Origin of the sequence: Streptomyces sp. NPDC057307 (assembly GCF_042667665.1) — a bacterium.
Classification (GTDB): Bacteria; Actinomycetota; Actinomycetes; order Streptomycetales; family Streptomycetaceae; genus Streptomyces.
In genome coordinates this window covers 1-25699 of record NZ_JBHUZM010000112.1, presented here as the reverse complement: position 1 = coordinate 25699, position 25699 = coordinate 1, and the positions used below count along the sequence as shown (strand labels likewise).

Below are 25699 nucleotides of genomic sequence, written 5' to 3'. Positions count from 1 at the left end.
CCCCAAGACTTGGGGCTTCCCCGCCGCCATACGTACGGGTGGGTGGCAGTTGGTCGGCAGCGCCGGACAGCTCGGCGGACCCGGCTTCATCAGCTTGCGTCAGCGGACCGGTTCGGCGGACCCGGCTCAGCAGGCCCGCGCCGGAGTCGCCGGGCGTTCCCAGATCGCCTGCACCCGCTTGCCCTCGGGCAGCAGCCGGATCTCCACGCGGGTCGCCAGCCTCGTCACCATGTGCCAGCCGAATCCGCCACCGCCACCGAAGTCGGGATCGCGCGGCACCGGCATCCGGGGGCTCGAATCGTCGATCTCCACCACCAACGACTCCTGCGCGGCCGTGAGATGGAGCCGCCACCAGCCCGAGGTGTGCCGGACGGCGTTCGAGACGAGTTCGGACACGACGAGGAGCACCGCGTCCAGGTCGGCCCAAGGGCAGTGCTGCGTAAGGAAGTCGGCGGCGGCCTGGCGGGCGGACGCGGTGTCCCGGTGCGGTGATTCGACGATCACCCTGTGCGGCTCTTTCATCTCAATCGCTCGCTTACCCCGTTTCCGGCCATCCATCAAGCCCCGTCCCGGGGCGCTGCCCGGCCGGACGGAAATACGGTACCCGGCCGATACCACGAATGGGGGTACTCCATCCGCGATCGGTTCGTGCCGGACATCGGTTCGTGCCGGACGCGCGGCTGTCCGGCCATGGCGACGGCCGCCCACCGCCCGTACACGATCATGGGTGGGGCCCTCGGCCCCGTGGTCTACTTCGGATACGGGGCGCGCCGCCCCCTCGGCCGGCCACGGCAGAACCACCACCCGCAGAGAAGTGATCCGCCCGCAGTGCGACTGAACAAGCTCGACGAACGCATCGTGCACGCCCTCGCCCAGGACGCCCGCCGTTCCTTCGCGGACATCGGCTCCGAGGTCGGCCTCTCGGCGCCCGCCGTCAAGCGGCGCGTCGACCGGCTGCGCGCCGAAGGCGCCATCACCGGCTTCACCGTACGGGTGGACCCGGCCGCGCTCGGCTGGGAGACCGAGGGGTTCGTCGAGATCTACTGCCGGCACAAGACCTCGCCCGAGGACATCCGGCGCGGTCTGTCGCGCTACCCGGAGGTGGTGTCCGCGTCGACCGTCACGGGCGACGCCGACGCCGTGGTCCAGGTCTTCGCCTCCGACATGCGCCACTTCGAGCGGGTGCTCGAACTGATCGCGGGGGAGCCGTACGTGGAGCGTACGAAGTCGGTACTGGTGCTCTCGCCGCTGCTCAGGCGCTTCTCGTCGGGCGCGCCCGGCTGACGCGGACCGCTACGGCGCCGGGGGCCCTCGCGGTACGGCGCCGCGACTCTCGCGCTACGGCGCCGGGGCTCCCGTCCCCTGTGCGGGAGCCCCGGCTGTCACGGTGCGCCGCTCGCTCGCTCCGCTGCCGTTGTGCTGCGCCCGGTTCTTCCCGGGCGACATCACCCTCCCGCACGGGGCCCCTCCGGGGCGTCGGACCACGGTCCCCCATCCACTCCGCCGTACGGCGGAGAACCCCCTAGGACCAGCGGCGCAACGAATCGCCGTTTCCGGGCCCGAACACGCAACGAATACCCCGCCCACACGCAACAGAGGCGCCTTGTCGCGGCGGAAGCCGGAGCCGTACCGTCGAGACGTCCCCCCGCACACATGACTTCCCGAGGTCCGCCATGCCGTCGTCGCGTATCGCCCTGCTACAGAGCTCCGGCCGGCCCGGCGACGCCGTGCGGAATCTTGAGGCCGTCGCGAGCGCGGCCCGAGCGGCGGCGGACGGCGGGGCGGGGCTGCTGGTCTGTCCCGAGATGTTCCTCACCGGCTACGCGATCGGCGCCGACGTGTCCCGGCTGGCCGAACCCGCTGACGGCCCGGCCGCCGAGGCCGTGGCCCGTATCGCGGAGGAGCACGGCCTCGCGGTGCTGTACGGCTACCCGGAGCGGGCGGCCGACGGCGCGCGCGTCCACAACTCCGCGCAGCTCATCGGCCCGGACGGCTCGTCCCTCGCCAACTACCGCAAGACCCATCTATTCGGCGGCTTCGAGCAGGAGTGGTTCACGCCGGGCGACATCCCGGTCGTGCAGGCCGAACTCGGCGGCCTGCGGGTCGGGATCATGATCTGCTACGACGTCGAGTTCCCGGAGAACGTACGCGCCCACGCGCTCGCCGGGACCGATCTGCTGCTGGTGCCCACCGCGCAGATGCACCCCTTCCAGTTCGTCGCCGAATCGGTCGTTCCGGTGCGCGCCTTCGAGAACCAGCTGTACGTGGCGTACGTGAACCGGACCGGGCCGGAGGGTGAGGGCGCGTCCGCGTTCGAGTTCGTCGGGCTGAGCTGTCTGGCCGGGCCGGACGGCACCACGCGGGCGCGGGCCGGACGGGGCGACGAGCTGCTGTTCGGGGACGTCGACCCCGAGCTGCTACGGGCCTCCCGCGCCGCCAACCCGTATCTGCGCGACCGGCGCCCCGGCCTGTACGGCTCGCTGCACTGACCGCACCGCCCTCCCACCCCCCCGCACCCCGGCCCCCGCCGCTCACGCCTGCCCCGCAAGGAGTCCGTACCCCATGACGTCCACGGTGCCCACCTCCGTCCAGCACCCCGAGGCCCAGCCGGTGCCCGGCCTGCCGCCGATCACCATGTTCGGTCCGGACTTCCCGTACGCCTACGACGACTATCTCGCCCACCCCGCCGGCCTCGGCCAGATCCCGGCCACCGAGCACGGCGCCGAGGTCGCGGTCATCGGCGGGGGCCTCTCCGGCATCGTCGCCGCGTACGAGCTGATGAAGATGGGCCTGCGGCCGGTCGTGTACGAGGCCGACCGGATCGGCGGCCGGCTGCGCACCGTCGGCTTCGACGGCTGCGATCCCGAACTGACCGCCGAGATGGGCGCGATGCGCTTCCCGCCGTCGTCCACCGCGCTCCAGCACTACATCGACCTGGTGGGCCTGGTCACCGAGCCGTTCCCCAACCCCCTCGCCCCCGGCACCCCTTCGACCGTCGTGGACCTCAAGGGCGAGTCGCACTACGCCGAGACGATCGACGATCTGCCGCAGGTCTACCGCGATGTCATGGCCGCCTGGAACACCTGTCTGGAGGAGGGCGCCGACTTCTCCGACATGAACCGCGCCATGCGCGAGCGCGACGTGCCGCGCATCCGGGAGATCTGGGCGCGGCTGGTGGAGAAGCTCGACAACCAGACCTTCTACGGTTTCCTCTGCGACTCCGACGCCTTCAAGTCCTTCCGGCACCGGGAGATCTTCGGCCAGGTCGGCTTCGGTACCGGCGGCTGGGACACCGACTTCCCCAACTCCATCCTGGAGATCCTGCGCGTCGTCTACTCCGAGGCGGACGACCACCACCGCGGCATCGTCGGCGGCAGCCAGCAACTGCCGCTGCGCCTCTGGGACCGCGAGCCCGCCAAGATCACGCACTGGCCGCTCGGCACCTCGCTCTCCTCCCTGCACGGCGGCGAGCCGCGCGGCGCCGTGACCCGGCTGCACCGCACGGCGGGTGACAGGATCACCGTCACCGACGCCTCGGGGGACATCCGCACCTACCGCGCCGCCGTCTTCACCGCGCAGTCCTGGCTGCTGCTCTCGAAGATCGACTGCGCCGATTCGCTCTTCCCCATCGACCACTGGACGGCGATGGAGCGCACCCACTACATGGAGTCGTCGAAGCTGTTCGTGCCGGTGGACCGGCCGTTCTGGCTGGACAAGGCCGTCGACGACCGGGGCGAGCCGACCGGCCGCGACACGATGTCGATGACGCTCACCGACCGGATGACGCGCGGCACCTACCTCCTGGACAACGGGCCCGACAAGCCGGCCGTCATCTGTCTCTCCTACACCTGGTGCGACGACAGTCTGAAGTGGCTGCCGCTGTCGGCGAACGAGCGGATGGAGGTCATGCTGAAGTCGCTCGGCGAGATCTATCCGAAGGTGGACATCCGCGAGCACGTCATCGGCAGCCCGGTGACGGTGTCCTGGGAGAACGAGCCCTATTTCATGGGCGCGTTCAAGGCGAACCTGCCGGGTCACTACCGCTACCAGCGCCGCCTGTTCACCCACTTCATGCAGGACCGGCTGCCCGCCGACAAGCGCGGGATCTTTCTGGCGGGTGACGACATCTCGTGGACGGCGGGGTGGGCGGAGGGTGCCGTACAGACCGCGCTCAACGCCGTGTGGGGCGTGCTGACCCACTTCGGCGGCGCCACGGACGCGACGAACCCGGGGCCGGGGGACGTGTACGACGAGATCGCGCCGGTGGAACTGCCGGAGGACTGAGACTGCCGGAGGACTGAGCGGTACGGGTGGTACGGGCCGCGGCCCGGCCCGTTCAGCGCTCCTTGCCGCCGTCGCCGGCACCGTCGGCGGCGCCGTAGCCAGCACCGTCGCCCTCGTCGTACGTGGACGTGCCGGCGTCGAGCAGCGGTCCGTCGCCCTTCAGATGCGGCGGGGCGAAGGCACGCAGCACGTGGTAGCCGACGATGACGACGAGCGTGCCGAGGGCGATTCCGCTGAGTTCGAAGCTGTCGGTGAACTTCAGGCTGACGCCGCCGACACCGATGATGATGCCCGCGGCCGCCGGTACCAGATTCAGCGGATTGCGCAGATCCACCCCGGCGTTGATCCAGATCTGCGCGCCGAGCAGGCCGATCATGCCGTAGAGGATCACGGTGATCCCGCCCAGCACACCGCCGGGGATCGCGGCCACGACGGCGCCGAACTTCGGGCAGAGGCCGAAGAGCAGGGCGAAACCGGCGGCGGCCCAGTACGCCGCGGTCGAGTACACGCGCGTTGCCGCCATCACGCCGATGTTCTCGGAGTACGTGGTGTTGGGCGGCCCGCCGACGGCGGTGGAGAGCATCGAAGCGGCGCCGTCGGCGGCGATCGCCGTGCCCAGCTTTCCGTCGAGCGAGTTGCCGGTCATCTCGCCGACGGCCTTCACATGCCCGGCGTTCTCCGCGATGAGCGCGATCACGACCGGCAGCGCGACCAGGATCGCCGACCACTCGAAGCTCGGCGCGTGGAAGTCGGGCAGACCTATCCAGTCGGCCTTGCCCACCAGGGACAGGTCGAGACGCCAGTGGTCCACGGACTCGGCGCCGCCCGCGGGGGAGTGGATCTTGCCGAAGACCCGGTCGAGGACCCAGGAGATGCCGTAACCGAAGAGCAGACCGAGGAAGATCGCGATACGTGACCAGAAGCCGCGCAGACAGACCACGGCCAGCGCGGTGACCACCATCACCAGCAGCGCGGTCCACTGGTCCTGCGGCCAGTACGTCTTGGCGGAGACCGGTGCCAGATTGAACCCGATGAGCATCACGACCGCGCCCGTCACGACGGGCGGCATCGCGGCGTGGATGATCCGGGCGCCGAAACGCCGCACCGCGAGCCCCGCGAGGAAGAGCACGACGGCGACGACGAAGACCGCGCCGGTGACGGTGGCGCTGTCGCCGCCCGACGCCCGGACGGTGGCGGCGACCCCCACGAAGGAGAGCGAGCAGCCGAGATAGCTCGGCACCTGGCCGCGTGTGGCCAGCAGGAAGATGACCGTCGCGACGCCGGACATCATGATCGCGAGGTTGGGGTCGAGGCCCATCAGGACGGGCGCGACGAACGACGCGCCGAACATCGCCACCACGTGCTGGGCGCCGAGTCCGGCCGTACGGGGCCAGGAGAGCCGTTCGTCGGGGCGTACGACGGCGCCGGGCGCCGGCGTGCGCCCGTCACCGTGCAGGGTCCAGCGCACACCGAGCTTCATGAGGGGTGGCTCCACTTCCGAATACAGGGCCGACGCAAGGCCGACGCGGGGCCGAACAGGGCCGAACGAATACCGGCCGAAAAGATCAGGTCATGCTATTGCCTGCCGGCGGCCGGTCTTCGGCCGCCTCCCCCGGAGGTTCTGCCACCTGAATCACGTCCGGACCATTGTCCGTTGGAGCCGGGTACCTCTACGCTCGCAGCTCGCATGGTCTTGTTCATGAACATCATTCACATACATGATGGGAGTGCTCGATGAGGAGCAGAACCCCACGGCGCCTCGGCGCCTTGCTCGCCGTCTCGGCGGCCCTGGCCGCCGTCCTCGTACCCGCGACGTCCTCGTCCGCCGGCGAGGCCCGGCACGGCAACGCCCGTAAGGCGCCCGCCACGGTCGTCATCGACGGGCAGCGCATGCGGGACGCCAAGGCCCGGCTCGACCGGGGCGACCCCGCACTGCGCGAGTCGGTGGGCCGACTGACCGCCACCGCGGACACGTATCTGAACCAGGGCCCCTGGACCGTCACCGACAAACCCAAGCCGGCGCCCAGCGGCGATCCGCACGACTACCTCAGCCAGGCCCCGTACTGGTGGCCGTCGCAGCCCAAGACCGAGGAGAATCCCTGGGGTTGCCCGTACGTCCAGCGCGACGGCGAGCGCAATCCCGAGGTCGACACGGGCACTGACCGCCCCGACATCGGGAAGGTCTTCAACTCCACCACCAGCCTCAGCCTCGCCTGGTACTACACGGGAGAGAAGAAGTACGCGGAGCACGCGGCCAAGATCCTGCGCACCTGGTTCGTCGATCCCGCGACGCGCATGAACCCGAACCTGAACCACGGGCAGTTCATCCCGTGCAAGTACGACGGCCGGGCGATCGGGATCATCGACTTCTCGCAGCAGTACACCAGCGTCCTCGACGCGCTCGCGATCCTGGAGACCGGCGCTCCGGGCTGGACCAAGGCCGACCGGACCGCCATGCGGGCCTGGAACGAGGACTTCCTCGACTGGCTGGTCGACTCCCCCTTCGGCAAGGAGGAGTCGGCGGCCCAGAACAACCACGGCACCTTCATGGACATGCAGGTCGCCGGTCTCGCGCTCGCCACCGGCGACAAGGCGCTCGCCCGCAAGGTCGTCAAGGACGCGCGGGCGAAGCGGATCGACACGCAGATCAAGGGCGACGGCACCCAGCCTCAGGAGCTGGCCCGCACCCGCAGTTATCACTACACGACGTTCGCGCTGGTCGCCTACACCCGGCTCGCCGACATAGGCAAGCACGTCGGCGTCAACCTCTGGGACCACAAGGGGCCGGACGGCCAGAGCCTGTTCAAGGCCGTCGAGTATCTGCTGCCGGCCGCGACCGGCAGTGCCCCGTGGCCGCACCCGGAGCTGGAGTTCGACCGGTACGCGGCGAGCGACATCGTCCACGCGGCGGCCGACGCCGGAAACAAGAAGGCGAAGGCCGCCGTGCCCCGGCTGGAGGAGCCGCCCCTGGGCGACCTCTGGGCGCTGCGGCCGGCCGCGGAACAGCTCGACTCGATCGCGCCCTGAGCGCATCGGTACGCCGGACGGGGCGCGGGTCGTGTCCGCGACCCGTCCGGCGGTCTGGCCGCGGACTCGGGGCCCGTCAGTCGTTGGGCACGGACGGCGCGGGCTTCGGCGCCCCCGCCCCCGCCCCCGCCGCCGGAGCCGGACGCCGGTCCCCGGTCTTCAGCACGCTCGCGCCCAGCACCAGGCCGAACGCCAGCAGGGTCACCAGGCCGAACGAGGTCACCAGTGACGTCGCGTCGGCCACCGCGCCGATCGCCGAGGGGGCGATCAGCCCCGACGTGTACGTGATGGTCGCGACGCCCGCGATGGCCTGGCTCGGGTTGGGCCCGCTGCGCCCGGCGGCGGCGAAGGCCAGCGGTACGACCACCGCCACACCCAGCCCGACGAAGGCGAACCCGCCCATCGCGACCACCGGATTCGGCGCGAGGACCACCAGCACGCCGCCGAGGGTGGCGAAGAGGCCGCCCACCCTGACGCACCGCACCGCGCCGAAGCGGTCGACGACCCGGTCGCCGAGCAGCCGCGCTATCGCCATGGTGAGCGCGAAGGCCGTGGTGGACGCGGCGGCGAGACCGGGCGATGTGTCCAGTACGTCCTCCAGATACACCGCCGACCAGTCGAGACTGGCGCCTTCGGCGAAGACCGCGCAGAAGCCGACCGCGCCGATGAGCAGCGCGGACCTCGGCGGGAGTGCGAAGCGTGGCGGTGGCTCGTCGTCCGGCGCGCTGCGCAGGTCGAGCACCCAGCGGCAGGCGATCATGCCCGCGATCGTGAGCACGGTGGCCGCGATCAGATGGTGCACCCGTGCGTCACTGTCCATATGGGCCGCGAGCGTGCCGCCGGCCGAGCCGATCAGCGCGCCCGCGCTCCACATGCCGTGCAGGCTGGACATGATCGACTTGTCGAGCCGGTTCTCGATCTCCACGCCGAGCGCGTTCATCGCCACGTCCGCCATGCCCGAGGTGGCGCCGTACACGAAGAGCGCCAGACACAGCGTCAGCAGATTGGGGGCGAGCGCGGGCAGCGTGAGGGAGAGCGTCCACAGGGCCAGCAGCCCGCGCAGCGCCGTACGCGCGCCGAAGCGGTGGCTGATCGCGCCGGCCAGCGGCATCGCGACCGAGGCGCCGATGGCGGGGAAGGCGAGCGCGAGTCCCAACTGCCCGGCGCTCAGCGACGCGTGGTCCTGGATCCAGGGGATACGGGTCGCGAAACTGCCGGTGACGGAGCCGTGCACACAGAAGGCGGCGGCCACGGCGAACCGTGCCTGGCGCAGTCGTTGTTTGTCGAAGACCGGTGGTCCAGTCGGCATTGCGTCTCGTCCTCCCCGTGCGGCGCGGTGACGCCGGTCCAACAGTGCGGCAGTAAACTATCAGGAACCCTGCATGTTAAATAGATGGCACTCTCCGCAAGAGATCGCGGACATCTGGAAGGATCCAGGCATGGCCGCATCCCCGAGCACGGCACGGGCCATCAACGACCGCCTCGCCCTGGAACTGCTCCAGGAAGAAGGCCCGTTGACGGCGGGACAGCTCAAGACACTCACCGGGCTCTCCCGGCCCACGGTCGCCGACCTCGTGGAGCGGCTGCAGGACTCCGGCCTGGTCAGGATCGTCGGCGAGACGGGGGGCGCGCGCCGCGGGCCCAACGCGCGGCTGTACGGGCTGGTCGCCGACCGGGCGCACCTCGCGGCGCTCGACGTACGGACGCAGAGCGTCGCCGTCGTCGTCAGCGACCTCCTCGGGGCGACGCTCGCCGAGGCGGTGCTGCCCATCGGCAGCGACACCGGCGTCGAACCGGCCGTCGAGGGCGCGGCGGCCCTGCTGGAGCGCACGGCCCACGAGGCCGGCGCCGTACGCCTGCACAGCGTCGGCATCGGCGCGCCCGGCCTGATCGACCCGGTGACCGGCGAACTCCGCGAGACCAGCGGAGTGCCCGCCTGGCACCGAAGACTTGTCGCCGCGCTCCAGGAACGGCTGCCCGCCACCGTCCTCGTCGAGAACGAGACCAATCTCGCCGCCGTCGCCGAACAGCGCGTCGGCGCCGCCCGCGACCAGGGCCCGAGCACCTTCGTCCTGCTGTGGCTGGGCCTCGGCGTGGGCGCCGCGCTCGTCCTGGACGGCAAGGTCCGGCGAGGCGCCTCGGGCGGCGCCGGCGAGATCGGCTTCCTGCCGGTGCCCGGAACCTCGGGGCTGCCCTCGGCGACCGCCTGCGACGGCGGGTTCCACACGCTCGCCGGCTCGGCGGCCATCTGCGAACTCGCCGAACGGCACGGCCTGTTCGCCGAGGCCGGCCCCCAGGAGCCACCCGCGGCGGCCGTCGTACGCGCCGCCCTCACGGCGGGCGCGACGGGCGACGCCTTCCTCGACGCCCTCGCCGGTCGCCTCGCGGTCGGCGCGGCCGCCATCAGCGCCGTACTCGACCCGGGACGGGTGGTCCTGGGCGGCGAGGTCGGTCACGCGGGCGGTACGGCACTGGCCTCCCGTGTCGAGGCCCGCCTGGCGGAGATGTCCCCCCTCCGTACGGAGGTCGTGGCGAGCCCGCTGGGCGGCGCGGCGGTGCTGCGGGGAGCGCTGCTGACGGCCCGGGACGCGGCCCAGAACGACCTCTTCGCACCGCCGGTCTGACACCCGGTCCGGTGCGGCCTCGGCCGGCGGCCGTGTCACATGTTCATGAACTCTGTCTTCATGAACTCTGTCCGCGCCCCGCCCGCCCCGCCCGCCCCGCCGTCACACCTTCCGGGTGGCCAGGAAATCTTCGAACGTCTCCTTGCCCACCGCCCGTTCGGGCGTCAGCTGATCGCCCCGGCGGTAGCCCGCGTACGCCTTCCCGAACAGCGGCATCGCCAGCAGCCGCCGCTTGTGGCCGGTCGCCCGCAGATAGGCGTCGGCCAGGTCCCGCACGGTCCGGACCTCGGGACCGCCGAGGTCGGGAACCCGGCCCGACGGCGGGCGCGTGGCCAGGTCGGCCAGCCGGGACGCCACCTCCGCCGAGCCGACCGGCTGGAGGCTCACCTCCGCGGGCAGCAGGGCCGCGACCGGCAGTTTCGTCGCGCCCTCCAGCATCCGCAGCACATGATCGTGGAACTGGGTCGTGCGCAGAATCGTCCAGCCGAGCCCCGAATCCTCGACCATCCGCTCGACGATCCTCTTCGTCCGGTGGTAACCGAGCGGCAATCGGTCGACCCCGACGATCGAGACATAGACGAGATGCGGAATCTTCGCGCGTACGGCCGACTCCACCAGATGCGCCGCCGCCCTGTCGTCACCCCCGCGCGGCGAGGACGCGCAGTGGACGACCACGTCCACCCCCTTCAACGCCTCGTCGAGACCCCTGCTGTCGTCGTCGCGCAGATCAACGGCGTACGGCTGTGAACTGCGGCTCAGCACCCGGACGTTGTGCTCGTCCGTGCGCAGCCGGTCCACGACCTGTCTGCCGAGTGTGCCCGTACCACCGGTCACGAGGATGGTTGCCATGGCCCAAGCCTGCCAGCGTGTGACCCACCGCGGGACGACAGGGTGCGGGCCCACGCCCGCCGGGCGCCGAAAACGCGTCCGAACGGCATCCGGAACCCCAACCGGAACCCTCGCCGGGCCGCCACCCGGCCACCGTCTGTGAGCCAGCGCACACAGTGGGCCTGGATGGCCGACGATCAGGCGTGGCACACTGGTTCCGTACCAGCAGCAGCGCACTCCGGGGTCGGTGCAATTCCGAACCGGCGGTTACAGTCCGCGACCCGACCGCTTCCAGCGGCCGGTTGACCAGGTGAAACTCCTGGACCGACGGTGAAAGTCCGGATGGGAGGCAGTGCGCGGCGGGCCGTCATCGGTACGCCGTCGTCGGCGGATCGTCCTCGGACGATTCGTGTTCTCGGCCTCGGCGTTCCCGTGTGCGTTTCCCGTTTCTCTGTCGTCATCGACAGGCCCCGGAGTCCGTGCCCCAGAGGCAGGAGGACCCGGTGGCCACCACCACGGCCGACACCGACGCCATGCGTCGAGCCATCGCGCTCGCCGCCCGCGCGCTCGGCGCCACCAGCCCCAATCCGGTTGTCGGATGCGTGATCCTCGACGCCGCGGGACAGCCGGCCGGCGAGGGATTCCACCAGCGGGCCGGCGGCCCGCACGCCGAGATCCACGCCCTGCGCGCCGCCGGCGACCGGGCCCGCGGCGGCACCGCCTACGTCACCCTCGAACCGTGCGACCACACCGGCCGCACCGGACCCTGTTCCCAGGCGCTCGTCGAGGCCGGGATCGCCCGTGTCGTGTACGCGGTCGGCGACCCGAACCCGCAGGCCACCGGGGGCGGCGGCACCCTGCGGGCGGCCGGCGTCCGTGTCGAGGAGGGGTTGCTCGCCGAGGAGGCCGAGGCAGGCAACGCCGCCTGGCTCACCTCCGTACGGCTCGGCCGCCCCCACGTCCTGTGGAAGTACGCCGCCACGCTCGACGGCCGGATCGCGGCGGCCGACGCCACCAGCCGCTGGATCACCTCCGCCGAGTCCCGCGCCGACGTCCACCGGCTCCGCGCCGAGGCCGACGCCGTCGTCGTCGGCTCGGGCACCGCGCGCGCCGACGACCCGCACCTCGCGGTGCGCGACGCCGACGGCGCCGTCCAGCCGCTGCGGGTCGTCGTCGACACCGAAGCCACCGCCGTACGGCCGGGAGCACGCGTCCTGGACGGTGCCGCGCCCACGCTGATCGCCGTCGCCGACGACGCGGACACGACGCACCTCAAGGCCGCGGGACCCGGCGACGGGCCGGTGGACGTCGTACGGCTCCCGCGCGCCGAGCGGGGACTGTCCGTCCCCGCGCTGCTCGCCGAACTGCACGCGCGCGGCGTCCGCTCCGTACTCCTCGAAGGCGGTCCGACGCTGGCCGGGGCCTTCGTCGCGGCCGGGGCCGTCGACAAGGTCGTCGGCTATCTCGCGCCCGTCCTGCTGGGCGCCGGCCCGGCCGCCCTGGGCGACGCCGGAATCACCACCATCGCGCGGGCGTTGCGCCTGCGGATGACCGGGACCGAGCGCGTCGGCCCCGATCTGCGCATCACCGCCACGCCGGAACGCGCCACACCCGCGAGCGCCACACCCGCGAGCGCTGCGACCGCGAGTGCCACGACCGTTGCAACTCCCAAGGAGCGTTGAGTGTTCACCGGAATCGTCGAAGAACTGGGTGAGGTCACCGCCGTCGAGAACCTCGGCGACTCCTCCCGCTTCCGACTGCGCGGCCCCGCCGTCACCGAAGGCGCCAAGCACGGCGACTCGATCGCCGTCAACGGCGTCTGCCTCACCGTCGTCGACCTCGCCGACGGAGAGTTCACCGCCGACGTCATGGCCGAGACCCTGGACCGCTCCAGCCTCGGCGCGCTCGTACCCGGCTCACGGGTCAACCTGGAGCGGCCCATGGCCGTCGGCGGCCGGCTCGGCGGGCACATCGTCCAGGGCCATGTCGACGGCACCGGCACGGTCGTGGACCGCAAGGCGTCCGAGCACTGGGAGATCGTCAAGGTCTCGCTCCCCGCCGACCTCACCCGCTACGTGGTCGAGAAGGGCTCCATCACCGTCGACGGCGTCAGCCTCACGGTGGTCGACGCGGGACCCGACTACTTCACCATCAGCCTCATCCCCACCACCCTCGCGCTGACCACCCTCGGCATCAAGGAGCCCGGCGACCCGGTCAACCTGGAGGTCGACGTCATCGCCAAGTACGTGGAGCGGCTGCTGGCCTTCCCCGCCCCGGACGGGCTCGCCCCGGGCGCCGAGAGCCCGGCCCCGGACGCCGAGGGGCCGGTCCGATGAGCGCCCTGCCCTCCTGGTCGGCCGTGGACTGGCTGAACGCGGAGGTCTTCACCGCCTTCGGCCAGCACATCATCTGGTCCGACATGATCGGCAACTCCATCGGCCTGATCGCCCTCGCGCTCGGCTGGCGGCGCTCGATCCTGACCTGGCCCGCGCAGTTCCTGTCCGGCCTCATCCTCGTCGCCGCCTACGCCTCGGCGCACCTCAGCGGCGGCGTCGGCAAGCAACTCCTCGTCATCGGTGTGGCGTTGTGGGGCTGGCGGATGTGGCAGCGCGGCCGGCAGCAGGCGCAGGACGGCACCATCGCCGTACGGTTCGCCACCTGGCCCGAGCGCTGGCTGCTCATCGGCGGCACAGCAGTCGGCACCCTCGCCGTCGGCGGCCTCTTCACCGCCGTACCCGACCTGTCCTGGAACCCCTGGCCCGACGCGTACATCTTCGTCGGCACCCTCGCCGCGATGGTCGCCCAGGCGCGTGGCCTGGTCGAGTTCTGGTTCGCCTGGCTCCTGGTCGACCTCGTCGGCGTACCGCTCGCCTTCAGCAGCGGACTCGCCTTCTCCGGCTTCGTCTACGTCGTCTACCTCGGCCTCGTCCTGTGGGGACTGCGCGACTGGTGGCTGCGCACCCGCGTCACCGCCCCGGCTCTGGAAGGAGCAGCAGCATGACAGCACAGCCCACCTGGTACTCCACCGACAACATCGAGGACTTCGCCCTCGACCCCGTGGAGCGGGCGATCATGGACATCGCGGCGGGCCGTCCCGTCGTGGTCGTCGACGACGAGGACCGCGAGAACGAGGGTGATCTCGTGATCGCCGCCGAGAAGGCGACCCCCGAGATCGTCGCCTTCATGATGAGCGAGTGCCGCGGACTGATCTGCGCCCCCATGGAGGGCGCCGAGCTGGACCGGCTCGAACTGCCTCAGATGGTCGACCACAACACCGAGTCGATGCGCACCGCCTTCACCGTCTCCGTCGACGCGGGACCGGCCCACGGTGTCACCACCGGCATCTCGGCGTCCGACCGCGCCACCACACTGCGCCTGCTCGCCGCCGGCGGCGCCGCCGAGGCCGGCGACTTCGTCCGCCCCGGCCATGTCTTCCCACTGCGCGCCAAGCCGGGCGGGGTGCTCGTACGCAACGGCCACACCGAGGCGGCGGTCGACCTGGCGCGCCTCGCGGGGCTGCGTCCGGCCGGGGCGATCGTCGAGATCGCGGGCGAGGACGGCGTGATGCTCCGGCTGCCGGAGCTGATCCCGTTCGCGCGCAAGCACGGCCTGACGATCATCTCCATCGAGGACCTGATCGCGTACCGGCGTACGGCGGAACCCACCGTCCGCCGTGAGGCCGAGGTCCAACTGCCCACGGCGCACGGCGAGTTCACCGCGTACGGCTACCGGTCCACCGTCGACGGCGTCGAGCATGTCGCCCTCGTCCACGGCGACATCGGCGACGGCGCCGACGTACTCGTCCGGGTCCACTCCGAATGCCTGACCGGCGACATCTTCTCCTCGCAGCGCTGCGACTGCGGCCCGCAGCTCCAGGCGTCGATGCGGCGCGTCACGGAAGCCGGCCGGGGTGTCGTCGTCTATCTGCGCGGCCACGAGGGACGCGGTATCGGCCTGCTGTCCAAGCTGCGCGCGTACGAACTCCAGGAGCGCGGGCGCGACACCCTCGACGCCAACCTGGAACTCGGCCTGCCCGCCGACGCGCGGGACTACGCGGCCGGGGCCCAGATCCTCGAAGACCTCGGGGTGCGCAGCCTGCGGCTGATGACCAACAACCCCGACAAGGTCGAGGCGTTGGAGCGGCACGGCCTTGAGGTCATCGCCCGCGAGCCCATGCCCGTCCAGGCGGGGGAGCACAACCTGCGGTACCTGCGCACCAAGCGGGACCGGATGGGGCACGAACTGCCCTGGCTCGACCCGGCGGCCACGTCGGCCTGCGGCAACCAGTAACCACCAGCCACATCGAAGCAATCGACGTACCGGACCAACAGGAACAACAGGAGAGACATGAGCGGCAAGGGTGCACCCGAACTGTCCGTCCGCAACTGCGGCGACCTGCGGGTGGCGGTCATCGCGGCCCTGTGGCACGAGAAGGTCATGGACGGACTCGTCGACGGCGCCCTGCGCGCCCTGCGCGAACTGGGCATCGACGAGCCGACCCTGCTCAGGGTCCCCGGCAGCTTCGAGCTGCCCGTCGTCGCCAAGGTCCTCGCCGACCGCGGCTACGACGCCGTCGTCGCCCTCGGCGTCGTCATCCGCGGCGGGACCCCGCACTTCGACTACGTGTGCCAGGGCGTCACCCAGGGCCTCACGAAGGTCTCGATCGACACCGGCGTACCGATCGGGTTCGGCGTTCTGACCTGCGACACGGAGGAACAGGCGCTGGACCGGGCGGGACTTGAGGGCTCCCGCGAGGACAAGGGACACGAGGCCGTCACCGCCGCCGTCGCCACGGCCGCCACCCTGCGTACCGTCGCCGAACCCTGGCGCTGACGGCTCCGCCGGACCGCGTAGGCTAGGCGTCACCATGCCGAAGAAGACGTTCGAGGAGCTCTTCGCCGAGCTTCAGCAGAAGGCCGCCACGGGCGACCCCAGCACCTCCCGCACCGCCGAACTGGTGGACAAGGGAGTGCATGCCATCGGTAAGAAGGTCGTCGAAGAGGCCGCCGAGGTGTGGATGGCGGCCGAGTACGAGGGCCCCGAAGCCACCGCCGAGGAGATCTCGCAGCTGCTGTACCACGTCCAGGTGATGATGGTCGCGCGCGGGATCTCCCTCGACGACGTGTACTCCCATCTCTGAGCACCACCCTCATCGACGTACGACTCCGCGACTCCACGGCCCCGGGCGCACAGCCGCGTCCGGAGCCCGCCCGTCCACCGTTCGCCGCTCACCGTTCCCCGTTCGCCGCTGTCACGCATAGGTAAGGAAGCCACTCCCATGCTGCGTATCGCCGTCCCCAACAAGGGTTCACTCTCCGGGGCAGCGTCGGCGATGCTCCATGAGGCCGGCTACCAGCAGCGCAAGGAGTCCAAGGAACTCGTCCTGGTCGACCCCGAGAACGAGGTCGAGTTCTTCTACCTCCGCCCGCGCGACATCGCGATCTACGTGAGTTCCGGCCGTCTCGACATCGGCATCACCGGACGTGACCTGCTGCTCGACTCGGGCGCGGGCGCCGAGGAGATCCTGCCGCTCGGCTTCGCCCGCTCCACCTTCCGCTTCGCGGCGAAGCCCGGCACGGCCGCGTCCGTCGCCGACTTCGCCGGGCTGACGATCGCCACCTCCTACGAAGGCGTCGTCGTCAAGTACCTCGCCGACAAGGGGGTGGACGCCTCCGTCGTCCACCTCGACGGCGCCGTCGAGACAGCCATCGAGCTGGGCGTCGCCCAGCTCATCGCGGACGTGGTGGAGACCGGCACCTCGATGCGGAACGCCGGCCTCGAAGTCATCGGCGAGCCGATCATGAAGTCCGAGGCGATCGTCATCCGCCGCAACGGCGCGGACGCCGACGAACCGAAGGTCCAGCAGTTCCTGCGCCGCCTCCAGGGCGTCCTGGTCGCCCGCACCTACGTGATGATGGACTACGACTGCCGCGCCGAGCACCTGGAGCGCGCCGTCGCCCTGACGCCCGGCCTGGAGTCGCCGACCATCTCCCCGCTGCACAACGAGGGCTGGGTCGCCGTCCGCGCGATGGTCCCGGCCAGGGAGGCGCAGCGGATCATGGACGATCTGTACGAGCTGGGTGCCCGCGCCATCCTCACCACGGCCATCCACGCCTGCCGCCTGTGAAGGAACCACACCTGATGTCCGTGCCGGCCGCCCGTTCCGCGCTGCCCGACCCGCCCGCCCTGCCCGTCACGTTCCGGCCGAACGGCACCCGCGCCGTTCTGCTGTCCGTCGGGACGGTCATGCTCTGCGTCATCACGGCCATGTCAGTGACGCTGGAGAAGCTGAACGCGGGGGAGCGCCTCAGCTTCATCTTCGTCGGGCTGCTCTTCTTCGGCGTGCTCTGCCTGCTGAGCCGCCCCAAGGTCGTCGCCGCCGACACGGGCGTCACCGTCGTCAATCTCACCCGCGTCCGGCGGCTGGAGTGGGCGGAGATCCTGCGCGTCAATCTGCGGGTCGGCGACCCGTGGGTCTTCCTCGACCTGAGCGACGGCACCAGCCTGCCCGTGCTCGGCATCCAGCCCGGTATCGCCAGGCAGAAGGCCGTACGCGACGCGCGGGCCCTGCGCGCCCTCGTGGAGTCGCGCGGCACCGGTGACGACGACTCCACGGGCGCCGGTAGGGACACCGCCGGTGACGCCACGACGGACGCCACGACGGACCCCGCCACGGACACCGGTCCCGCGTGAACATTGCGGTGCCCGTCCCAGTGGCTACCCTGGGGGCGGAGGCGCCAAGTGCGCCCCGCCCCGCATCCGGCGGCCGTGAGTACCGGCCCGCGGGGCATCCTGCGACCCGAGGAGTGACTCCCTCCAGCAATGGACGGATCATCCGGTAGTACCTGCGCCGCCGCCTTCGAAGAGGCGGCGGCATGACCATCCCCCTTCTGCTGCTCGCCGCGGCATTCCTTCTCATCCTCGCCAACGGGTTCTTCGTGGCGGCCGAGTTCGGTCTCGTGACCGTCGACCGGCCGGACGCCGAACGCGCGGCCGCGGCGGGCGACCGCCGCGCCCGCGCCGTCGTCCGGGCCCTGCGGGAGCTGTCCTTCCAGCTCTCCGGCACCCAGCTCGGCATCACCATCACCTCACTCGTCGTCGGCATGCTGGCCGAGCCCGCGCTCGCCCAGCTGCTCGACGGTCCCCTCACCGCCACGGGCCTCCCCGAAGGGGCCGTGTCCGGTGTCGCCGTGGTGATCGGTGTCCTCCTCGCCTCCGCCGTCCAGATGGTCATCGGCGAACTCGTGCCGAAGAACTGGGCGGTCTCCCGGCCGTTGCAGGTCGCGCGCTTCGTCGCGGGACCGCAGCATCTGTTCGCCACCGTCTTCAGGCCCGTCATCACCCTGCTCAACACGGTCGCCAACCGGCTGGTGCGGCTGTTCGGCGTCGAGCCGACCGACGAGCTGGCCTCGGCCCGTACGCCCGGTGAGCTGGTCTCGCTGGCCAGGCACTCCGCGCTGGCCGGCGCGCTCGAACAGGACACGGCCGATCTGTTCGTACGGACCCTGTCCCTCGGGCACCTCACCGCGCAGCACGTCATGACCCCGCGCGTGAAGGTCATAGCCCTCCAGTCGGACGCCACCGCGGCCGACGTGCTCAACCTGACCCGCGCCACCGGGCTGTCACGCTTCCCCGTCTACCGCGAGCGCATCGACGAGATCGTCGGCATGGCCCACCTCAAGGACGCGCTCGCCGTCCCTCCGCACGAGCGGCAGCGGGCGCCGGTCGGCCGGATCGCCGTACAGGCCCAGCTCGTCCCCGAGACACTGCCCGTACAACTGCTCCTGGAGCGGCTGCGCAACGAGCAGCCGATCGCCGTGGTCGTCGACGAGTACGGCGGTACGGCCGGGGTCGTCACCCTTGAGGACATCATCGAGGAACTGGTCGGCGAGGTCCTCGACGAGCACGACAGCGAAGGTGACGGGCGCCCCGAACTCGCCTCCGTCGCCACCGACGACGGCCGTCCCACCTGGGACGCCGAGGGCAGTTGCCGGGTCCTCACCCTCCAGCGGATAGGGCTGGAGGTCCCGGACGGACCGTACGAGACGGTCGCGGGACTGGTCGCCGATCTGCTGGGACGCATCCCCGCGCCGGGCGACCGCGCGGAGCTGCCCGGCTGGCGGCTCTCCGTCCGGCAGGTCGGGCGCTACCGGGCCGAGCGGGTCCGCCTGGTGCGCACCGGCGACGTCCCGGCCCCGGCGGCCGTACCGGTCCGGCGGCCCACCACGCTCAAGGCCCCGGCGACAGCCCCGGCCCCGGCCACGTCTGCGGCACCCGCGGTGGCACCCGCCCAGGCGACGGCGGAGGCGGCCCGGTGAGCGTCCTCCAGCTTCTCTTCGCCGTCCTCCTCGTCCTCGCCAACGGATTCTTCGTCGGAGCCGAGTTCGCGCTCGTTTCCGTACGCCGCAGCCAGATCGAACCACTGGCCGCCCAGGGATCGGCACGCGCCCGACGGGTGCTGCACGGCCTGGAGAACCTTCCGCAGATGATGGCCGCCGCGCAGTTCGGCATCACCATCTGCTCCCTGACGCTCGGCGCCGTCGCCGAGCCCACCGTGGCGCATCTCCTCGAACCCGTCTTCCACGCGGCCCATGTGCCCGAGGGCCTCATCCACCCGCTGGGCTTCTTCGTCGCCCTCGCCGCGGTCGTCTTCCTGCACCTCGTCATCGGCGAGATGGTCCCGAAGAATCTCGCCATGGCGGCGCCCGAGAAGACCGCGATCTGGCTCAGCCCCGGCCTCGTCGGCTTCGCCCGGCTCTGCCGTCCCGTCACCGCCGCCCTCGGCGCCTGCGCCACGCTGGTCCTGCGGGCCTTCGGCGTCGAGCCCAAGGACGAGGTGGAGGCCGTCTTCACCAGCGAACAGCTCAACCGTCTCGTCGAGGACTCCGGCCAGGCCGGGCTCCTCGAACCGGCGGAGCAGGAGCGGCTGGAGGACGCCCTGGAACTCGGCTCTCGGCCGGTCACCGACGTCCTGCTCACCCGGGCCGGACTGGTGACGGTGACACCCGCCGTCACGCCCCGCGAGATCGAGGAGCTGACCGTGCGCACCGGCTTCTCCCGCTTCCCGGTCTGCGCCGACAACACCGGGGTCTTCATGGGGTACGTGCACGTCAAGGACGTCCTCGATCTGGAGGAGCGGGAGCGCGCCGTACCGCAGCACGTCTGGCGGCCGATGACGACCCTGCGGGCCGAACTGCCGCTGGACGACGCCCTCACCGTCATGCGCCGGGCCGCGACGCACCTGGCCCAGGTCGCCGACGCGTCCGGCCGGGTGCTGGGGCTCGTCGCGCTGGAGGACGTGCTGGAAATGCTCGTCGGTGAGGTACGGGACCCGTCCCACCGGGAGGCGACACGGCCGGTACCTCTGCGCACCGGTGGTACGTCGGGCCCGCCCGACCCGTCGGAGCAGGTCCTCGCGCACTGAGGGCACCGGTTCTCGGGCGTCCGGCGCCCGAGAACCGGCCGGTCCGGCCGCAGAGCCGGCGGCCCGCAGAGCCAGAAGCCCGGAGACCCAGAAGCCCGGAGGGGCGGAGAGTCAGAGGGCCGGCGGATCCACCGGCCCGCGCCCGCGGTCCACCGGGCCCCGGCCCGACAGCACCTCGCCGTACGCCTGCATCAGATCCGGCAGCCGCAGCGTGGCCAGATCGGCGCGCCCCGGTGTGGTGCTGTAGCCGGAGAGCCGCAGATCGCGGTACGCGCAGCTCTTCTCGTACAGCGTGCGCAGGAAGCGGCCGTTGCCCAGTTCGTCGATCCATCCCTGGTCGACCACATGGCCGCTGATGCTGCGCAGCTCGTCCAGCGCCTCGTCGTCCCACACGTCGTCGTTCTCGGCGGCCAACACCTCGCCGATCGCGGTCAGTTCGAGGGGGCGGTAGCTGGGGAAGTCGACGCGCGTCGTGAAGCGGGACGAGAGCCCGGGGTTGGTGGCGAGCAGCCGGTCCATGCCCTCCGGATAGCCGGCCAATATCACCACGAGATGGTTCCGGTTGTCCTCGGCACGCTTCAGCAGCACCTGAAGGGCCTCGTCGCCGTACGCGTCGCCCTTGCTGTAACCGGAGTTGGCGAGGCTGTACGCCTCGTCGACGAACAGCACGCCGCCGATGGCCGAGTCGATCAGCTCGTTCGCCTTCACCGCGGTCTGGCCGAGGAACTCGCCGACCAGATCGGCCCGTTGGGCCTCGACCAGATGGTCGCCGCCGAGCAGGCCGAGCGCGTAGAAGACCCGGCCGAGGATCCGCGCGACGGTTGTCTTGCCGGTGCCCGAGGGGCCGGAGAAGACGAAATGACGCTTGGGCGGCTGTACGGGCAGCCCCTGACCGGCTCGTAACCGCGCCATGTTGAGCTGCGCGGACAACGCCTTGACCTGCCGCTTGACCGGTTCCAGGCCGACCATCCGCTCCAGCTCCGCCAGCGCCTCGGCGAGAAGGACCGGATCCGTCGGGCGGTCGGGGAACTGCGGGGGAGCGGGCTGCGCCGGTACACGGGCCTTCTCCCGTATCCCGTCCGCCGGATCGGCCGCGTCCGTCGGGTTCGCCGGGACGCCCGCCCCGAACGGGGACTGCGCGTCGACTCCCGGCCGCGGGTCGGACCCCTGCGGGAAGTCGCCGTCGGACGCCGCGTCCACCGTGTCCTGGCCGAAGCCGGCCAGCGCGATCGACGCGAGCCCCGCCGAGTCGTCCGCCCCGTCGTACCCGTCGGAGTCGGTGATCGCCGCGAGCCGGGCCGCGGTGTCCATGAAGGTGGGGTCGATACGGTGCACGGCCCGGTACAGCGGCAGCGCGGCCGCGCTGCGCCCGGTCCCCTCGTGCGCGCGGGCCAGCCAGTAGCGCAGCTCCTTGCGCTGCGGCTGCTCGCTGCGACAGCGCATCAGGGAGGTCGAGAGCAGCGGTTCGGCCTGGCCGTACATCTCAAGACGGACGCGGGCCATCCCGCCGAAGAGGCCCGCCTCGATGCCCAACAGCGGGTCGTTGACGAGGGATTCGGTGTGGCGCACCAACTGGTCCCAGTCCTTGACCAGATAGGCGCGGCAGGCGTGCAGGAAGCGCACGTGCGGATCGGCGTCCACGGGCGGCAGCCCGGCGAGCGCCCGGTCCAGCTCGGGTACGTGCCGGCCGTCGAGCCAGTGCGAGGCGTGCGCGAGCAGCAGATCGCGCCGGCTCTCCAGCACGGGCTGCACCCACCAGCCCAGCCAGTACCAGGAGTTGAGGGTGCGGCGATGGCGGGAGCGCTGCTCGCCGAAGCGGTCGCGGTGGCGGTACATGTGCAGCAGCGCGGTCGTGGTGTCGACCCGGAGCGCGTGCAACCCGAGCCAGCCGTCGGCCATTCCGGGATCGAGCCGTACGGCCTCCCGGAACTCCTCCTCCGCCTGTGGATACGCCCCCATCGTGTAGGCATCCACAGCACGCACCCACGCGAGATCGGCCGGGGCTTGAGCGCCCTGCGTGCCGATGTCCATCAGGCCCCCCACAAACCATGACCCCGTGATGTCCCGCCGGGCGGGCGCCCGTCGGCAGAAGCGTGCTGAACCACCTTGTCGTGGACGGGAATTGACCCCACCGAGAAGCATCGTACCTGCGTAGAGGGTGCGCGACTAAGGGCGCAGCCGTCCCGCGCGCACCGGTGACCCAGGGTGATCGTCGGGTGCGGGGCGGCGCCGGGGGGACGGCGAAGAGGGCAGAACGAAGCCCCCGATCACGGGGGAACAACCGGGGGCTTCGCGTCTGCGGCGGCTCCGAAAAGCCGCACATTGAGAACGTAAGACCTGTCCCACCCCTTGGTCAAGCCGAGTTGAGGCACCTTCGAGGCTGATTTCCGACTGCTCAGTACGGAGGGAATGTCCCATCACTGTCGGTGACAGGTTCAACCTGTGGCGCTATCGCAGGAGTTCCGGGCATCCACTTGTATCCCTCCTGCCACTCACGTACCAGAACCTCGGCGAAAGGACGCGACGGATCGGCCGCGAAATGGCGTGTCTCCGCCCGCGTCCAGCCGTCCCAGAAGGCCGAAAGGCTCGATCCGTCGCGCTCGCGGCCCCGCTGCCAGGACTCCTCGGCGCCCCGGTCCATCCACAACAGCCGCGCGAGCGACGGCCGCACCGCCGCCCGGCCCGCGCCCACCCCCTCGATGAGGACGACCGGCGCCGGGGGCAGTGGGCGGGGCGCACGGAAGCGCCGCGAGGTCCAGTCGTACGGCGCGTACCGCGCGGTCGCACCGCGCGAGAGCGGTCCGAGCACCTCGTCGGCGAGGCGCCGCGTCCAGTCGAAGAACGCGTCGTGCGTGGCCAGGTCGTCCAGCCGCAGCACGGGCGCCCCGCCGAGCGCGGCGGCGAGCCGCGAGGCGAAGGTGCTCTTGCCGGAACCGGCGTGGCCGTCGATCGCGACCAGCCGTACCGGGCCGCAGGAGGGCGGCAGCGCGCGCAGGGCGATGGCGGCTTCGGTGAGGTCGTCCACCCGGCCACCCTATGCGCGGGCGGCCGGGACGGGGCGCGCGGCCGTGCGAGGCCCGCGTCGATCCGGAGGACGATGTTCGCATCACTGGTACAGACCAATATTGGTGCGCCGACGCGGGACGAATCGCTGGCAGAAGCCGTCCGGGACCCGCGATAGTTGACGAACTGTTGTGCACCAGACCACTGACCCGCACCAGACCACTGACCCGGGGGTCCCATGAACAACCCAGCTCCTTCCCGGAACAGCCCGGCGTCGCGCCGGACGGTGCTTGCCACCGCCCTCGCCGCGGCCGGCGCCGGCGCGCTCTCCGCCGCCGCGCCCGCCATGGCCGCCGCTCCCTCCGCGCCGTCCGCCCGCGCCGGCCGGCCGGCCCCCCACCACCGGGCGGGCACTCCCGTGGACAACCGCTTCTGGAGTTCGTCGGGCGACTGGCGCGGCGGCAAGGGCAACGGCACCAAGGTCCTCTCCGGCAGCCGGTCCGGCCTCGTCGTCGCCACCCCCGCGGGCAGCACCGACTACGCCGACCCGCACACCGGGAAGACCAGCACCTGGGAGTACGCGACCTGGACCTCGCCCGTCCACCGCTCCACGGTCCCGGCCACCGAGGCGATCGCCTCCTGGAACGCCGACACCCCCGCGGGCACCTGGATCCAGACCGAGCTGCGCGGCACCTACTCCGACGGTGCGGCGACCCCCTGGTACGTGATGGGCCGCTGGGCGGCCGGGGACGGCGACATCCGCCGTACGTCCGTCGACGACCAGACGGACGACCGCAGCACCGTCTGGACCGACACCTTCGCCATCGACGACCCGGCGAGCGGCCTGCGGCTGGCGTCGTACCAGCTCCGTCTCACGCTCTACCGCAAGCCGGGCACGACGCTCACGCCCACGGTGCGGCGGGTCGGCGCGATGGCGTCGGACATCCCGGACCGGTTCACCGTCCCGGCGGCCGGGCACGAGGTGGCGCGCGAGCTGACCGTGCCGCGCTACTCGCAGAACACGCACATCGGCCAGTACCCGGAGTACGACAACGGCGGCGAAGCCTGGTGCAGCCCCACCTCCTCGCAGATGATCATCGAGTACTGGGGCCGTAAGCCCTCGGCCGCCGACCTGGCCTGGGTGAACCCGGACTTCGCCGATCCCCAGGTCTGCCACGCGGCGCGGTACACCTTCGACTACCAGTACGACGGCTGCGGCAACTGGCCGTTCAACGCGGCGTACGCGACGAGCTACCGGGACATGAACGCCGTCGTCACCCGGCTCGGCTCGCTCACCGACGTCGAGCGGCTGATCCGCGCGGGCATCCCGGTCATCACCTCGCAGTCCTTCCTGGAGAAGGAGCTGACCGGCGCGGGCTACGGCACCTCCGGCCATCTGATGACCGTGATCGGCTTCACGGCCGCCGGCGACGTGATCGCCAACGACCCGGCCTCGCCGAGCAACACGGCCGTACGGCGGGTCTACAAGCGGCGTGAGTGGGAGAACATCTGGCTGCGGACGAAGCGGTACAACGCGTCCGGCGCCGTGGCCTCCGGCACGGGAGGCGTCTGTTACCTCTACTGGCCCGTGGAGCCCACCGCCGCCCAGCGGAAGGCACTGGAGGCCGTCGGCGTGCGCTGAGCCGGCCGGCGGGGCGTGGACGGCGCCGGGGACAGTGACCAGGTCCCCGGCGCCGCCCGCGCCCCGCGTCGTGCGTCACCGGCCTCCGCGGCCGGGCCCGGCCCCCGACAGCGGGTCTGCAATACTGCGGATCTCCTGTGACAGCCGAGACTGGGAAGCGCGGACTTGAACACCAGGCAGCAGCGTGGCGAGAGCGAGCGGGCGCAGTTGCGCCGCTCCGAACTCATCGCCACCGGCCGGAAGTTGTTCGCCGACACGTCGTACGACGCCCTGTCGATGGACGACATCGCCCAGCACGCCGGTGTCGCCAAGGGGCTGATCTACTACTACTTCAAGAACAAACGCGGCTACTACCTCGCCATCATCGAGGACTCGGTGATGGAGCTGGTCTCGCTCGCGTCGGGCGGCGTCGACCTGCCGAACACCCAGCGGGTCCAGCGCACCGTCGAGGCATACCTCCGGTTCGCCGAGTTCAACGAGGCCGCCTACCGCACGATCATCACCGGCGGAGTCGGCTTCGACACCCAGGTGCAGGCGATCCGCGACGCGGTGCGTACGGGACTGGTCTCCACCGTCGCCGAGGGCGCGTACGGCCGCCAGGACATCCCGCCCATCGCCAGACTCGCCCTGCTGGGCTGGCTCAGCAGCGTCGAGTGGCTGACCCTCGAATGGCTGGAGCACCGCGAGGAGCTGACGCGGGAGATCCCGCGCGATCTGCTGGTGCGGATGCTGCGGCACACGTTCGACACGATCGAGGAGTTCGCCCCGGAGTGCCCGGCGCCACCGCCGGACCCGGACTTCCGTCCGTACACCGGCCGCTGACCCGTTCACACCCGAGGGCCGGACGGACCGCGTACACGGTCCGTC

At 71.5% G+C, this 25699-nt stretch carries 23 protein-coding genes and 1 riboswitch; of the genes, 17 read left to right on the top strand and 6 right to left on the bottom strand.

Annotated features, from left to right (window positions below):
• Positions 1-126: 126 nt before the first annotated feature.
• The gene (locus ACFUN8_RS28695; RefSeq protein ID WP_383643587.1) at positions 127-504 is read right to left on the bottom strand and encodes an ATP-binding protein; all 378 of its coding nucleotides are present in this window, start codon (positions 502-504) and stop codon (positions 127-129) included.
• 324 nt (positions 505-828) lie between these two features.
• Between ACFUN8_RS28695 and ACFUN8_RS28690 the strand changes: the two genes are divergently transcribed.
• The 3 genes from ACFUN8_RS28690 (at position 829) to ACFUN8_RS28680 (ending at position 4284) form a co-directional block, all read left to right on the top strand.
• On the top strand, positions 829-1284 hold the full coding sequence (locus ACFUN8_RS28690) for an Lrp/AsnC family transcriptional regulator (protein ID WP_383643593.1): 456 nt from the start codon (positions 829-831) through the stop codon (positions 1282-1284).
• A gap of 389 nt (positions 1285-1673) precedes the next feature.
• On the top strand, positions 1674-2489 hold the full coding sequence (locus tag ACFUN8_RS28685; RefSeq protein WP_383643584.1) for a carbon-nitrogen hydrolase family protein: 816 nt from the start codon (positions 1674-1676) through the stop codon (positions 2487-2489).
• Positions 2490-2562: 73 nt separating this feature from the next.
• The gene (locus ACFUN8_RS28680; RefSeq protein ID WP_383643581.1) at positions 2563-4284 is read left to right on the top strand and encodes a flavin monoamine oxidase family protein; all 1722 of its coding nucleotides are present in this window, start codon (positions 2563-2565) and stop codon (positions 4282-4284) included.
• Between the two features lie 52 nt (positions 4285-4336).
• On the opposite strand, the gene ACFUN8_RS28675 is transcribed toward ACFUN8_RS28680, so the two are convergent.
• Positions 4337-5764, bottom strand: a complete 1428-nt coding sequence (locus ACFUN8_RS28675; protein WP_383643578.1) for a uracil-xanthine permease family protein — start codon at positions 5762-5764, stop codon at positions 4337-4339.
• A gap of 254 nt (positions 5765-6018) precedes the next feature.
• Here ACFUN8_RS28675 and ACFUN8_RS28670 point away from each other — a divergent pair, with 254 nt between their 5' ends.
• Entirely contained in the window at positions 6019-7311 is a 1293-nt protein-coding gene (locus ACFUN8_RS28670; protein ID WP_383643575.1) for an alginate lyase family protein, read from the top strand.
• Between the two features lie 76 nt (positions 7312-7387).
• Here ACFUN8_RS28670 and ACFUN8_RS28665 read toward each other — a convergent pair whose 3' ends face one another.
• The gene (locus tag ACFUN8_RS28665; protein ID WP_383643572.1) at positions 7388-8620 is read right to left on the bottom strand and encodes an MFS transporter; all 1233 of its coding nucleotides are present in this window, start codon (positions 8618-8620) and stop codon (positions 7388-7390) included.
• 130 nt (positions 8621-8750) lie between these two features.
• Between ACFUN8_RS28665 and ACFUN8_RS28660 the strand changes: the two genes are divergently transcribed.
• The gene (locus ACFUN8_RS28660; protein WP_383643569.1) at positions 8751-9935 is read left to right on the top strand and encodes an ROK family transcriptional regulator; all 1185 of its coding nucleotides are present in this window, start codon (positions 8751-8753) and stop codon (positions 9933-9935) included.
• 102 nt (positions 9936-10037) lie between these two features.
• Here ACFUN8_RS28660 and ACFUN8_RS28655 read toward each other — a convergent pair whose 3' ends face one another.
• On the bottom strand, positions 10038-10784 hold the full coding sequence (locus tag ACFUN8_RS28655) for an SDR family oxidoreductase (RefSeq protein WP_383643565.1): 747 nt from the start codon (positions 10782-10784) through the stop codon (positions 10038-10040).
• Positions 10785-10992: 208 nt separating this feature from the next.
• A riboswitch (FMN riboswitch) is annotated at positions 10993-11123 on the top strand.
• Positions 11124-11296: 173 nt separating this feature from the next.
• On the opposite strand from ACFUN8_RS28655, the gene ribD reads away from it, so the two are divergent.
• The 10 genes from ribD to ACFUN8_RS28605 all read left to right on the top strand — a co-directional run bounded on the left by ribD (position 11297) and on the right by ACFUN8_RS28605 (position 20187).
• On the top strand, positions 11297-12445 hold the full coding sequence (gene ribD / locus ACFUN8_RS28650) for a bifunctional diaminohydroxyphosphoribosylaminopyrimidine deaminase/5-amino-6-(5-phosphoribosylamino)uracil reductase RibD (protein WP_383643590.1): 1149 nt from the start codon (positions 11297-11299) through the stop codon (positions 12443-12445).
• The gene (locus tag ACFUN8_RS28645; protein WP_383643562.1) at positions 12446-13099 is read left to right on the top strand and encodes a riboflavin synthase; all 654 of its coding nucleotides are present in this window, start codon (positions 12446-12448) and stop codon (positions 13097-13099) included.
• Positions 13096-13764, top strand: a complete 669-nt coding sequence (locus ACFUN8_RS28640; protein WP_383643559.1) for a nicotinamide riboside transporter PnuC — start codon at positions 13096-13098, stop codon at positions 13762-13764. The genes ACFUN8_RS28645 and ACFUN8_RS28640 overlap by 4 nt, the downstream gene beginning before the upstream one ends.
• The gene (locus ACFUN8_RS28635; RefSeq protein ID WP_383643556.1) at positions 13761-15053 is read left to right on the top strand and encodes a bifunctional 3,4-dihydroxy-2-butanone-4-phosphate synthase/GTP cyclohydrolase II; all 1293 of its coding nucleotides are present in this window, start codon (positions 13761-13763) and stop codon (positions 15051-15053) included. The genes ACFUN8_RS28640 and ACFUN8_RS28635 overlap by 4 nt, the downstream gene beginning before the upstream one ends.
• Before the next feature lie 57 nt (positions 15054-15110).
• Positions 15111-15596 carry a 6,7-dimethyl-8-ribityllumazine synthase gene (gene ribH, locus ACFUN8_RS28630; RefSeq protein ID WP_354606992.1) on the top strand — a complete coding sequence of 162 codons (486 nt, stop codon included), beginning with the start codon at positions 15111-15113 and terminating at the stop codon, positions 15594-15596.
• 34 nt (positions 15597-15630) lie between these two features.
• Positions 15631-15903, top strand: coding sequence for a phosphoribosyl-ATP diphosphatase (locus tag ACFUN8_RS28625; protein ID WP_383643553.1), 273 nt, complete (start codon positions 15631-15633; stop codon positions 15901-15903).
• Positions 15904-16041: 138 nt separating this feature from the next.
• Positions 16042-16890 (top strand): ATP phosphoribosyltransferase, encoded by an 849-nt coding sequence (gene hisG, locus ACFUN8_RS28620; protein WP_383643550.1) that lies wholly within the window; start codon positions 16042-16044, stop codon positions 16888-16890.
• A gap of 14 nt (positions 16891-16904) precedes the next feature.
• Positions 16905-17456, top strand: coding sequence for a PH domain-containing protein (locus tag ACFUN8_RS28615; protein ID WP_383643547.1), 552 nt, complete (start codon positions 16905-16907; stop codon positions 17454-17456).
• A gap of 182 nt (positions 17457-17638) precedes the next feature.
• Positions 17639-19081, top strand: coding sequence for a hemolysin family protein (locus ACFUN8_RS28610; RefSeq protein ID WP_383643544.1), 1443 nt, complete (start codon positions 17639-17641; stop codon positions 19079-19081).
• Positions 19078-20187, top strand: coding sequence for a hemolysin family protein (locus ACFUN8_RS28605; RefSeq protein WP_383643541.1), 1110 nt, complete (start codon positions 19078-19080; stop codon positions 20185-20187). Before ACFUN8_RS28610 ends, ACFUN8_RS28605 begins: the two co-directional genes overlap by 4 nt.
• A 111-nt stretch (positions 20188-20298) precedes the next feature.
• Here the strand turns inward: ACFUN8_RS28605 and ACFUN8_RS28600 are convergent, their stop codons facing one another.
• On the bottom strand, positions 20299-22218 hold the full coding sequence (locus ACFUN8_RS28600; protein ID WP_383643538.1) for an AAA family ATPase: 1920 nt from the start codon (positions 22216-22218) through the stop codon (positions 20299-20301).
• A gap of 364 nt (positions 22219-22582) precedes the next feature.
• Positions 22583-23212 carry a uridine kinase gene (locus tag ACFUN8_RS28595; protein ID WP_383643535.1) on the bottom strand — a complete coding sequence of 210 codons (630 nt, stop codon included), beginning with the start codon at positions 23210-23212 and terminating at the stop codon, positions 22583-22585.
• Positions 23213-23428: 216 nt separating this feature from the next.
• On the opposite strand from ACFUN8_RS28595, the gene ACFUN8_RS28590 reads away from it, so the two are divergent.
• Both ACFUN8_RS28590 and ACFUN8_RS28585 read left to right on the top strand, forming a co-directional pair.
• Entirely contained in the window at positions 23429-24832 is a 1404-nt protein-coding gene (locus tag ACFUN8_RS28590; protein WP_383643532.1) for a peptidase C39 family protein, read from the top strand.
• A gap of 165 nt (positions 24833-24997) precedes the next feature.
• Entirely contained in the window at positions 24998-25654 is a 657-nt protein-coding gene (locus tag ACFUN8_RS28585; RefSeq protein WP_383643529.1) for a TetR/AcrR family transcriptional regulator, read from the top strand.
• Positions 25655-25699: the final 45 nt, after the last annotated feature.